Origin of the sequence: Microcystis wesenbergii FACHB-1317, from assembly GCF_014696875.1 — a bacterium.
GTDB lineage: Bacteria > Cyanobacteriota > Cyanobacteriia > Cyanobacteriales > Microcystaceae > Microcystis > Microcystis wesenbergii_A.
Window position 1 is genome coordinate 17,786 of the sequence record NZ_JACJQV010000121.1, and the last position, 10,533, is coordinate 28,318.

Consider the following 10,533-nt stretch of genomic DNA (forward strand, 5'->3'; position numbering starts at 1 on the left):
TCAAATCAATCTAAACAGTAACAGGTTCTCGATCGAGGGGTTTAACGCGATCGAGCAGTGCTTGCAATTGTTCCCCTTCAATCACCTCTTTACTGAGGATTTCTTGGGCAATTTCTTCGAGTAAATCGCGATTTTGAGCCAGGATATCCAGGGCCTGCTGATGACCATTTTCGACAATCTCTTTCACTTCATTATCGATCGCTTTGGCCGTATCATCGCTCACCAAGCGCCGGGGATTCATCATGCCATCTCCCAGAAAACTATTCTGTTGACCTTTTTCGTAGGCTAGGGGACCTAAGGTCTTACTCATACCATAGGTCGTCACCATGCGTTCGGCCAAGTCCGTCGCCCGCTGCAGGTCATTAGCAGCCCCAGTAGTAATACTACCAAAGATAATTTCCTCGGCCGCCCGACCACCCAAAAGAGTAGCAATTTGGTCGCGTAATTCCGTATCATCCATAAGGAAACGGTCTTCCGTGGGCATTTGCAGGGTATAACCGAGGGCTGCCATACCGCGAGGCACGATCGAAATCTTAGCAACTTTACCACCCCCCGGCATAACTGCACCGACGAGAGCGTGACCAACTTCGTGATAAGCGACGATTTTCTTCTCTTTTTCCGAGAGAACCCGGCTTTTCTTCTCTAAACCCGCCACTACCCGCTCGATTGCCTCATTAAAGTCCTCTTGAGCGACGGTGCTGCGTTGATTGCGGGCTGCCAATAAAGCGGCCTCATTGACTAGATTAGCTAAGTCAGCACCAGCAAAACCGGGGGTACGAGTAGCAATCTGTTTTAAGTCCACATCCGAGCCTAATTTTACCTTACCTGCGTAGATTTCGAGGATTTTTAAGCGTCCAGCCAGATCGGGGCGATCAACTAACACTTGGCGATCAAAACGGCCGGGGCGTAAAAGGGCGGTATCAAGAGTTTCTGGGCGATTAGTAGCGGCCAGCACGATTACCGTCGCATCACCAGCGTTAAAACCGTCCATTTCCGTCAATAATTGGTTTAAAGTCTGTTCCCGTTCATCGTTACCTCCCATAAAATTACCGTTAGCGCGAGATTTACCGATCGCGTCTAATTCATCGATAAAAATAATACAGGGGGCTTTTTTCTTGGCCTGTTCAAACAGATCTCGCACTCGGGCTGCACCTGCACCGACAAAGAGTTCCACGAATTCCGAACCTGAGATACTAAAGAAAGGAACTCCCGCTTCTCCCGCGACTGCTTTTGCCAGCAGGGTTTTTCCTGTCCCCGGCGGACCGACTAGGAGGACACCCTTGGGAATCCGCGCCCCGATTTGAATGTAACGTTGGGGATATTTGAGAAATTCGACGATTTCGGCCAATTCGGTTTTCGCTTCTTCCACACCGGCCACATCTTCAAAAGTGGTTTTGGTGGTATCTCCTTCCACATAGACTTTAGCGCGACTTTTGGTAATCGATAAAGCCCCGGCTGGACCACCGCCACCGCTGCGAGCGAGGAAAAATTGCCAAATACCGACAAAAATCAGGGGAGGAATCACCCAACTAAGAACACTACCAATCCAGCCATTTTTTGGCGGTGGTGCGGCGGCGAATTCTACGCCCTTAACTTCTAGACGTTTGGGCAATTCTAGGTCAAAAATCGGTGTAGTGCTGAAAATTCGTCCGTAGTTGCCCTCTTGGTCGTTTTTAAGCTGATAACGAATCTCATTCTGTCCCACGGATACCCTAGCGACGTTACCATCTTCCACTTGGTCGATAAAAAGACTATAGGGAACTTTGGGGACGCTAGGGCCAAATAATTGCGGGAAAAGGAGATTAACAATCAGAAATAAGCCGCCTACGGCTAATAAAACATTACCGATCAGGCGAGATTGTGAAGGAGGTTTGCTTTTTATACTCATTGCTGGGCCTGATTGATTAAAATTAGTCTCTATCCTTCCCCCATTGTAGGCTGTTGACTGCTCAAGTTCAGATTGAATCAGGCGGGGGGATTACCGTCGTCTTCGGGCGGTTTTTGCCCTAGTAAAGCCTCTAGACGGGTTTGGGCAAGCTCAAAATCCGGCGCAATCCCCAAAGCTTTTTGATAACAGGCGATCGCTGCTTGGGTTTCCCCTAAATTTTCTAGGGTACTGCCGCGATTGTACCAAGCTTGATAAAAATTATCGTCCGCTTCTAGCACCTGTTGCCAACATTCTAAAGCCTCTTGCCAACGTTGCAGTCCGTATAGGGCGCTGCCTCTAGCGTTAATGATTTGGTGATCGTTGGGGGTGATTTCTAGGGCGCGATCATAACTATTTAACGCTTCTTCGTAGTTACCGACCATGGCTAAGGCACCACCACGATTATGCCAGGCCGAGGCTAATTGGGGATCGATCGTCAAGGCCTGTTCCCAATCGGCGATCGCATTTGACCAATTGCCTAAATTTGCCTGTTCTAAGCCCTGATTAAACCAATCTTCGGCAGTTTCAGGGTTTTTACCTGACAGGGGGGAAAATTGAGCGATGAGACTATCAATAATGCTTTCTGCGTCCTTATTTTCGATGCCTAATTGTTCGGCCATTTGGCCCGCTAGGGTAGGATCGTTTTGCAGACGGTTAAATAATTCATCGAGGGTGAGGGTTTCTAATTGGGGATTTTCTGGGTCAGCACCGTTAAAATCGCTAGTTTCACCCGAATATAAGAGATTTTCTGGGGGTTGCGGCAGGGAATAACTGCCCGGGGCCTCATCTTCGCCGGCGTATTCCCAGATTAAAGTGGCAGTTTCTTTGGTGTAGAGTTGATAACCGATCTCGTAGGAAGCTTCACCAATACGTTCAATCCCCGGGAAAGCGCGGGCTAATTCTCCTAAACGGATCATTCTGGTGGCGAGAAGTTGGTTAAGGGAAGCGGAGGATTGCAGACGGGTGCCAAAGCGCTCTAACCATTCTACCCAATCTTTTTGCCGACCTCGATCGCCCAATTTCTCAAAAAATCTCAGAATTCTGCCTTCGTGCCAACCGTGGGACACTCCATCGAGTAACTGCATATAGAGAAACTCGTAGTCTGTATCGGTTAGGGGAACAGATTCGATCGCTTGTACTCTCCCCTTTCCCCCTTGTCCCCCCAAAAGTCGGGTAAAAAAGTTTTCGATCGCGCGCCAAAGTTTTCTTAAAAGTCCCTGCATTCTAATCTCGACACTGGTTTTATTAATCTTGCAAGCGTAACCCAATTAGTCTAGCAGTTATCAGTTATCGGGGATTGACTCTCCCCCGCTAACCGCGGAGCGCGGTGTAGCGGGGGATTCTCGGTTCTTAGGCTTTTAACTAGATCGACCGAGTTTAACCCAGTCGATCCCCGTCAAATCGCCTCCGCGAGCGTTTTCTAACACGGTCAGTCCGACCGCGTTTTTTCCTCGGTTCTCAATTACCTTCGCTGATGCCGTATCTCTCGGTTCAATGTGGCCGCAAGAATCACACCGGTGAACTCTTTCCGATAACGCTTTTTTACCGGTAATCGCGCCACAATTCGGACACTCTTGCGAGGTTCCGTTTTTATCAACCTTAAGATAATATTTTCCCCGTTTCCAAATAACAAACGGTAATATCTCGTTAATAAAACTACCGATACCTGAATCCAGAGATTGTTTTCTAACGATCCCTCTAGACCAGGAAACGAAGTTAATATCTTCAACAAAGATATTATCAGCGAGATCGCAAAGGTAATGAGCTAACTTAAAATGCCAATCTCTACGAGTATTAGACACTTTTTCGTGTAATCTCGCTATCTTCTCTTTTAGTTTCAACCAATTGTTCGAGCCTTTGACTTGATGTTTCAAGCGTCTTTGTAGCAATTTAAGCTTACTCTGTACTTTCAACAAAAATCGAGGGGCTTTGATTAAATCTCCCCGTGAAGTAGCGACAAAACTCTCAATTCCCGCGTCAATTCCTAAACAGGTCTTCCCTACTGTCATATCGGGAACTAATTCCGTAGATTGCAAAGAAACCAAAACGTAAAATCCCGACGCTTTTTGGATAATTCGAGCTTGTTTAGGCTCGAATCCAGACGGGTACTTTCTGGATTTCCTAATCCGAATTTTTCCCAATTGTGGAAAATTTAAGTATTCGTCACCTAGAAAGTTTTTTGAGAGCGCAGGAAAAACAAAACTCCGCATCTTTTTCTTAAATCTAGGAAAGCCGAAGCCTTTCGATTTTATATGGTCAAACGCTTGATCTACAGTTTTTAAAACTTGCTGTAAGACTTGAGCGTTAACCGTCTTTAATATCGGGTAAACTTTTTTAGCTTCCGTTAGATTTTTAGCTTGAACGAAGTAATTTGGATAGGGTTCATCCGCAGGAATTATGTACTCAGAAACTAGCGAACAGCGATCCGCAAGACACTTTCGAGAGTTTAACCAATCTTTCCGTTCCGAGAGCGCGTAATTATAAACGCTCTTACAAACATCAAGAATGTGGATGATCGCCCGTTCCTGTTTCTTGTTTACCTTTAGTTTGTACTGGTAGGTAAGCGTTATCACTGTCGTTAGTTTCGTGATGTGATGTATAGTTAAATTGTAACACTTACTGCCTAGTATATCAACTAATTACAATCATGGACCAAACTAATCGCTAACCTTAAAACAGTTAGTAGTCGCTTAATTAGACAAGAATTTCCGGATTTGGCGGCAAAGTATTTCGACAACAAACCCTATTTTTGGGCGGGAGCTTATTTCGTGGCTAGTTGTGGCGACGTTACTGTCGAACAACTAAAAAAATACGTCGAGAACCAAAACTCCCCAAAAGTGGAAAGGCTACTGCGTTAGTTTCATTCTGGTCGCGATTCATCTCCCGTCAACCGCTACGCAGTTTAACGGGAGTCCTCTCGCGACCTTGAGATAGGGGTGAGGGGTGGGGCAGATTTTTCAGGGATCAGTAAACAGTAATCAGTGAAAATACTCCTCACCTAATACCGCTTACCGATCACCGATAACTTAATTATTGGCCATTACCCAATTAACTAGAGTGCGGACGGGAAAACCGGTGGCCCCGGAATTATTAACGCCATTTTCTTTATCGGACCAGACCGGTCCTGCGATATCTAGGTGGAGCCAGGGAGTATTATTAATGAATTGCTTCAAAAATAAAGCGGCTGTAATGGAACCGCCGGGGCGCGGGCCGGTGTTTTTCATATCGGCAATTTGAGACTTCATCCCCTCGAAATATTTTTCTTCTAGGGGCATTGGCCAGAATTTTTCGCCGGCTAATTTAGCGGCCTCTTGGAGTTGAACAGTGAGACTCTCATCGCTACTCCATAAACCGGCGATATCGTCCCCCAAAGCGATGACACAGGCCCCGGTTAAAGTGGCTAGATCCACGATCGCATCCACCTCTAATTTTTCCGCAAAAACCAAGGCATCGGCCAGGGTTAATCGTCCCTCGGCATCGGTGTTATTGACTTCAATAGTTTTGCCGTTAGAAGCGGTTAAAATGTCCCCGGGGTGCATAGCGCGACCACTAATCATATTTTCCGTAGCCGGACAGATAAAGTGTACTTCCACTTCTGGCTGTAATTGGGCGATCGCCTTGGCTGCCCCTAGGGTGGCGGCACCACCCCCCATATCCATTTTCATGGTTTCGATGCCACTGCCAGCCCCTTTAATATTCAAACCGCCGGAATCAAAGGTTAAACTTTTACCGACGATTGCTAGTTTACGTTTCGGGTTTCCTTGGGGTTTATAGATTAAATGAAGGAATTTTGGGGGAATATCCGAGGCTTTGGCCACTCCTAGGAAGGCTCCCATGCCCAAGCTTTCGCATTCTTCCTGTTCCAGAATTTTGAGACTTAATCCGTATTCGCTGGCAATTTGCTCGGCGGTTTCTGCCATGGTCAGGGGGGTGACGGTGTTCGCGGGAGCATTGACTAATTCTCTGGCCAGAATCACCCCGGAACAGATTTGCTCGGCTTTGGCGATCGCCGATGCTTGCTCTCCTAAACCCAATAACTCGACGGTTTCTAATTTGGCTCCTTTTTCCTCCTTAGTGGACTTGAAGCGGGTATCCTGATGAGTGGCCAGCAGCAGCCCTTCCGTGATTGCTCCGGCAGTGGCGGACTGATCGCCAACTACTGGTAAACTGATGGCCAGAGCTTGGCTTTTTTGTTGTTTGGCCAGACGAGCGATCGCAGCAGCCGCTAGACGCAGGGTTTGCAGGTCGAAATCGGCAGTTTTTCCCAATCCCACCAGGATTAATTTGCGAATCGGACCACCACCTAGACGAGTCGCCGCACTGCTGCCTAATTTTCCCTCGAATTCCGTCTCGGAGATGAGATCCCCTAGGTTTCCCCCTAGTTTATCGTTTAATTCTGCCAATTCTCCTGCAATCTCGATGGCTCCTTCTGGTAAACCTAGGGCTAAAGTATCTCCTGTCCAAGTAAGGAGCGAGGTGTCAGTCGATCGAATATCCATTCTTTATCTCGATAATTCTTTGCAAATTGCTTCTATTAATCACTATACTGTAAGCTCTATCAGTTATCATCGATCATCTATTCAGGTTTAGTGGCTCCCTGTCAAGAATCAAGGTCTAGCTCTTGCTAAAATCATTGTCCCTGATTGCTGATGCTGACTGGGGATAACTGCCAGGGGTTCTACTACTTAGAAAAAATTACCAAGTTTGTGTTGATCACTCAAGGAGAAATTTTTATGGAAATATCTCGTCCTAATCAAGTAGAATTAACCGCCGAAGAACATCAGGAACTAGAAAAGTTGCGCGCTATTATCGAACAGGCTAGTGTTGATGGCGTGATCACTCAAGGAGAAAGGGAAAGAATCGCCCTAGCTATGAGGTCTGATGGTAAAGTGACCCTGGAAGAATTAGAGTTAGTCAGAACTTTAATTACCGAAAAAGTGAGCAAAGGGGAATTAGTTCTGGATTATCTTTAAACTCTGGAAAATCAGATAAAAAAAAGACGGGGTTTTCACCCCGTCCTATTTGTCAAGAATTATGACAAATCCTTGACTTGTGATACTAATTGTGCTACCACATCTTGAGCGCTACCAAAGAGCATAAAGGTTTTGGGATTGTAGAATAATTCGTTTTCTACCCCGGCAAAACCCGATCGCATACTGCGCTTAATCACGATCGTGTGCTGTGCCTTATCCACGTCGAGAATCGGCATTCCATAAATCGGACTAGCTTTATCGTGACGGGCAGCGGGATTAACCACATCATTCGCCCCAATAATTAACGCCACATCAACGCGCTCAAACTCAGGATTAATATCATCCATATCGTAGAGTTGCGGATAGGGAACATTAGCTTCGGCCAATAATACATTCATGTGGCCGGGCATTCTTCCTGCCACGGGGTGAATAGCATATTTAACCTCAACGCCATTTTTTTCCAACTGTTCAGCCAATTCTCGCACTGCGTGTTGTGCTTGGGCCACCGCCATGCCGTAACCGGGTACAATCACCACAGAACGCGCATAACCGAGCATCATTGCCCCTTCTTCTGAATCAATAGCATGAACTGATTTATCAAGGCTAGAAGTGGCGCTCGCTTCGCCTCCAGCACTAGCACCTGTACCAAATGCCCCAAATAGTACACTAGCCAGCGATCGATTCATGGCTTTACACATGATCTGAGTCAGGATAATCCCCGACGCACCCACCAAAGCACCAGCGATGATCAACATACTATTCATCAGGATAAAACCGACTACGCTGGCGGCAAGTCCCGAAAAAGAGTTTAAGAGCGAGATAACCACGGGCATATCGCCGCCGCCGATGGGAAGCACGAATAAAGCCCCGAAAATTAGGGAAAGTGCCACCAAGGTCAGGAAAACATCGATCGAGGTGGGATCAAAAAAGAGATAGACACTACCCCCTAAAAAGGTGAGTAGCAAGAGAATGTTAAAGGGTTGTTGGAAAGGAAAAGTTACGGGCGCGCCACTGATTAATTCCTGTAATTTGGCAAAAGCGAGGACACTACCGGTAAAAGTGACACCGCCGATCAATATACCCAAAATAGCGATCAGTATCGAGTCAAAGGCAATATTTTCACCACTTTGCAGTAAACGCCAGTATTCGCCAATGGCAATTAAAGCACTGGCAGCACCGCCTAAACCGTTAAAAATCCCCACCATTTGGGGCATAGCTGTCATCGGGACTTTTTGCGCCGAAACTAGGCCGATAATCGAGCCAATCACTAACGCCACGGCGATTAAACCATAGCTGAGGATTTCTTGATTGATTAAGGTGGCAATAATGGCGATTAGCATCCCGATGGCAGCCAGAAAATTGCCTTGACGGGCGGTAGCGGGGGAAGATAATTGTTTAAGACCGATGATAAATAAAATGGCGGCAAGTAGATAGGACAACTCGATCCCTGTGGTAAGGGCATTATTCATGATTTAGCCTCTTTTTTCTTGAACATTTGCAGCATGCGATCGGTAACGACAAAACCACCGACCACGTTAACCATCGCCAAAATAACGGCAATTAACCCTAAAATTACGGTTAATTCGTGCCAATCCGTGCCTCCGGCGATGAGGAGCGCACCGACAACGGCGATACCGGAAATTGCATTCGCTCCCGACATCAGGGGTGTATGGAGAGTGGGAGGAACTTTATTGATCACCTCGAAACCGACAAAGGAAGCGAGGACAAATACCACTAAAGCGGTTAAAAGTTGGGCAGTCATTGGTTAAGTAAAAAGGGGATAGGGTGTGGGGTGTGACCCCCCCAAACCCCCCCGACATCGGGGGGGCAGGGGGGGTGTGGGGTGTGGGGTGTGGGGTGTGGGGTATGGGGTGTGGGGTGTGGGGTGTGGGGTGTGGGGTGTGGGGAGAATAAAGCTGCGCCTTCTGCCTTCTGCCTTTTGCCTTTTGCCTTTTGCCTCCTGCCTCCTGATAGCTAAAAAGCGGATAACTGTTCACTGAGGGCGGATTTAATGCGTTGGTTGCGGATTTCGCCGGCGTGGGTGACACAGGCACTATCAATGATGTCATCGGCAAAATCGAGGTTTAAACTGCCGTCTTTGCTGACTAGAAGTTGTAGCAGCATTTGCAGGTTTTTGGCGTACATCTGGCTGGCATTGGTGGCCACTGTGGCAGGAAGATTAACGGCTCCGACGATTTTTACACCATTTTCGATGATTTCTCGTCCCGGTTGGGTGTAGGCGCAATTTCCCCCCTGTTCCGCCGCTAAATCAACGATTACCGACCCCGGTTTCATGGTGGCGATCATTTCTTTGGTGACTAGCAGCGGGGCCTGTTTCCCCGGTACTTGGGCGGTGGTGATCACCACATCAGCCCGCTTAATTGGTTCCGTTAGGGCTTGACAAATGCGCTCCTGTGTGCTAAGGGAAACCTCTTTGGCGTAACCGTTATCGGCGACGGTATCTTCTTCTAGGGGCATTTCAATAAATTTCGCCCCGACACTCTGCACTTCTTCTTTGACTTGGGGACGAATATCAAAAGCCTCCACCACTGCCCCCAAACGGCGGGCGGTAGCGCAAGCTTGCAATCCGGCAACTCCTGCCCCCAATACCAGCACTTTGGCTGGGGCGATCGTACCGGCGGCGGTAGTCATCATCGGGAACATTTTCGGCAGCTCAACGGCGGCGAGGAGTACCGCTTTGTAACCGGCGAGGTTAGCCTGAGAGGAGAGGGCATCCATACTCTGGGCGCGACTACTGCGGGGAATTAATTCCATGCTCAAAGCGGTGATCCCGCGCTCGGCTAATTTGGCAATGCGCCGGGGTTGCCGCAGGGGATCGAGAAAGCCGATGAGAATACCACCATTTTTCAGGCGATCGATCTCGCTATCGCTAGGAGGGACGACTTTGAGAATAATATCGGCAGTTTCATAGATATATTCGCCATTTTCGCTCAGGGCTGCTCCCACGGCACTATAGGCACTATCGGCAAAGTTAGCGCTAATTCCCGCCCCATTTTCGACAATTACCTCAAATCCCGCCTTGACTAAACGGGCGACGGTATCCGGCACTAGCGCCACCCGCGCCTCGCCTTGGTCACTTTCTTTGATTACGCCGATTTTCATGGCTGGGTTTCTCCTTAATAAGTCCTTCTCTTGTCTTATGCTGTTAGGGTAAGGGTTTCGTTAAATGCGATCGATCCCCTGGGATAATTTCGAGTCAAAATTGCTTTTCACTTCCATCCTAGCTATCCTCACCTTTCTGGCTCTTTTTCGGGCTAAATCTTAGGATTATCTTCAGAATTAAAGGGTTTTGAGCGCCATTGCTTGAGATTTTTTTATAATTATGAGGTACAAAGCTTTCGTTCTGGGGAACGCCGAAACGCTTAACATTAGACGATATTCTGTCCTAGATACCAGATTAATTTATACTTCATATTTATGAGAAAGGCTGTAAGCTGTTCCTCAATTCTCCCTGACCGAGATTATAAACTAATAAGCAGAGAGACATTAAGGATAACATCTGACTGACGGACACATTTTTCAATACAAAGACAAGTACTGTTATGTGAAAGCCTCAAACTCCTGAATAAAAGAAAAGGTAATTTTGCCATAATAATCCTGACGAGCTTTGCG

Annotated in this window: 8 protein-coding genes and 1 pseudogene; 2 read left to right on the forward strand and 7 right to left on the reverse strand. The window is 47.3% G+C overall.

Going from position 1 to position 10,533, the window contains the following annotated elements:
* Nucleotides 1-10: 10 nt before the first annotated feature.
* From ftsH4 to H6F92_RS09560, 3 genes are all read right to left on the reverse strand, one after another.
* Nucleotides 11-1,888, reverse strand: a complete 1,878-nt coding sequence (gene ftsH4, locus H6F92_RS09550) for an ATP-dependent zinc metalloprotease FtsH4 (RefSeq protein ID WP_190357664.1) — start codon at nucleotides 1,886-1,888, stop codon at nucleotides 11-13.
* A gap of 77 nt (nucleotides 1,889-1,965) precedes the next feature.
* The gene (locus H6F92_RS09555) at nucleotides 1,966-3,150 is read right to left on the reverse strand and encodes a tetratricopeptide repeat protein (RefSeq protein WP_190357665.1); all 1,185 of its coding nucleotides are present in this window, start codon (nucleotides 3,148-3,150) and stop codon (nucleotides 1,966-1,968) included.
* Between the two features lie 135 nt (nucleotides 3,151-3,285).
* Entirely contained in the window at nucleotides 3,286-4,500 is a 1,215-nt protein-coding gene (locus H6F92_RS09560; protein ID WP_190357666.1) for an RNA-guided endonuclease InsQ/TnpB family protein, read from the reverse strand.
* A gap of 78 nt (nucleotides 4,501-4,578) precedes the next feature.
* On the opposite strand from H6F92_RS09560, the pseudogene H6F92_RS09565 reads away from it, so the two are divergent.
* A pseudogene (locus H6F92_RS09565) lies at nucleotides 4,579-4,785 on the forward strand (IS200/IS605 family transposase); the annotation flags it as partial.
* A 168-nt stretch (nucleotides 4,786-4,953) separates the two neighbouring features.
* Here H6F92_RS09565 and H6F92_RS09570 read toward each other — a convergent pair.
* The gene (locus H6F92_RS09570) at nucleotides 4,954-6,426 is read right to left on the reverse strand and encodes a leucyl aminopeptidase (RefSeq protein ID WP_190357667.1); all 1,473 of its coding nucleotides are present in this window, start codon (nucleotides 6,424-6,426) and stop codon (nucleotides 4,954-4,956) included.
* Between the two features lie 234 nt (nucleotides 6,427-6,660).
* Here H6F92_RS09570 and H6F92_RS09575 point away from each other — a divergent pair, with 234 nt between their 5' ends.
* Nucleotides 6,661-6,900, forward strand: coding sequence for a hypothetical protein (locus H6F92_RS09575; RefSeq protein WP_046661150.1), 240 nt, complete (start codon nucleotides 6,661-6,663; stop codon nucleotides 6,898-6,900).
* Nucleotides 6,901-6,959: 59 nt separating this feature from the next.
* On the opposite strand, the gene H6F92_RS09580 is transcribed toward H6F92_RS09575, so the two are convergent.
* The 3 genes from H6F92_RS09580 to H6F92_RS09590 all read right to left on the reverse strand — a co-directional run bounded on the left by H6F92_RS09580 (nucleotide 6,960) and on the right by H6F92_RS09590 (nucleotide 10,023).
* Complete coding sequence (locus tag H6F92_RS09580; protein ID WP_190357668.1) at nucleotides 6,960-8,369, reverse strand: NAD(P)(+) transhydrogenase (Re/Si-specific) subunit beta; 1,410 nt, start codon at nucleotides 8,367-8,369, stop codon at nucleotides 6,960-6,962.
* On the reverse strand, nucleotides 8,366-8,662 hold the full coding sequence (locus H6F92_RS09585) for an NAD(P) transhydrogenase subunit alpha part 2 (protein ID WP_002733247.1): 297 nt from the start codon (nucleotides 8,660-8,662) through the stop codon (nucleotides 8,366-8,368). Before H6F92_RS09585 ends, H6F92_RS09580 begins: the two co-directional genes overlap by 4 nt.
* A gap of 212 nt (nucleotides 8,663-8,874) precedes the next feature.
* Nucleotides 8,875-10,023, reverse strand: coding sequence for a Re/Si-specific NAD(P)(+) transhydrogenase subunit alpha (locus H6F92_RS09590; protein WP_190357669.1), 1,149 nt, complete (start codon nucleotides 10,021-10,023; stop codon nucleotides 8,875-8,877).
* Between the last annotated feature and the right edge of the window lie 510 nt (nucleotides 10,024-10,533).

What these genes read in the sequence shown, in the direction of transcription:
- ftsH4 (WP_190357664.1), bottom strand. Translation starts at nt 1,888, where the DNA reads ATGAGTATAAAAAGCAAACCTCCTTCACAATCTCGCCTGATCGGTAAT.
- H6F92_RS09555 (WP_190357665.1), bottom strand. Translation starts at nt 3,150, where the DNA reads ATGCAGGGACTTTTAAGAAAACTTTGGCGCGCGATCGAAAACTTTTTT.
- H6F92_RS09570 (WP_190357667.1), bottom strand. Translation starts at nt 6,426, where the DNA reads ATGGATATTCGATCGACTGACACCTCGCTCCTTACTTGGACAGGAGAT.
- H6F92_RS09575 (WP_046661150.1), top strand. Translation starts at nt 6,661, where the DNA reads ATGGAAATATCTCGTCCTAATCAAGTAGAATTAACCGCCGAAGAACAT.
- H6F92_RS09580 (WP_190357668.1), bottom strand. Translation starts at nt 8,369, where the DNA reads ATGAATAATGCCCTTACCACAGGGATCGAGTTGTCCTATCTACTTGCC.
- H6F92_RS09585 (WP_002733247.1), bottom strand. Translation starts at nt 8,662, where the DNA reads ATGACTGCCCAACTTTTAACCGCTTTAGTGGTATTTGTCCTCGCTTCC.
- H6F92_RS09590 (WP_190357669.1), bottom strand. Translation starts at nt 10,023, where the DNA reads ATGAAAATCGGCGTAATCAAAGAAAGTGACCAAGGCGAGGCGCGGGTG.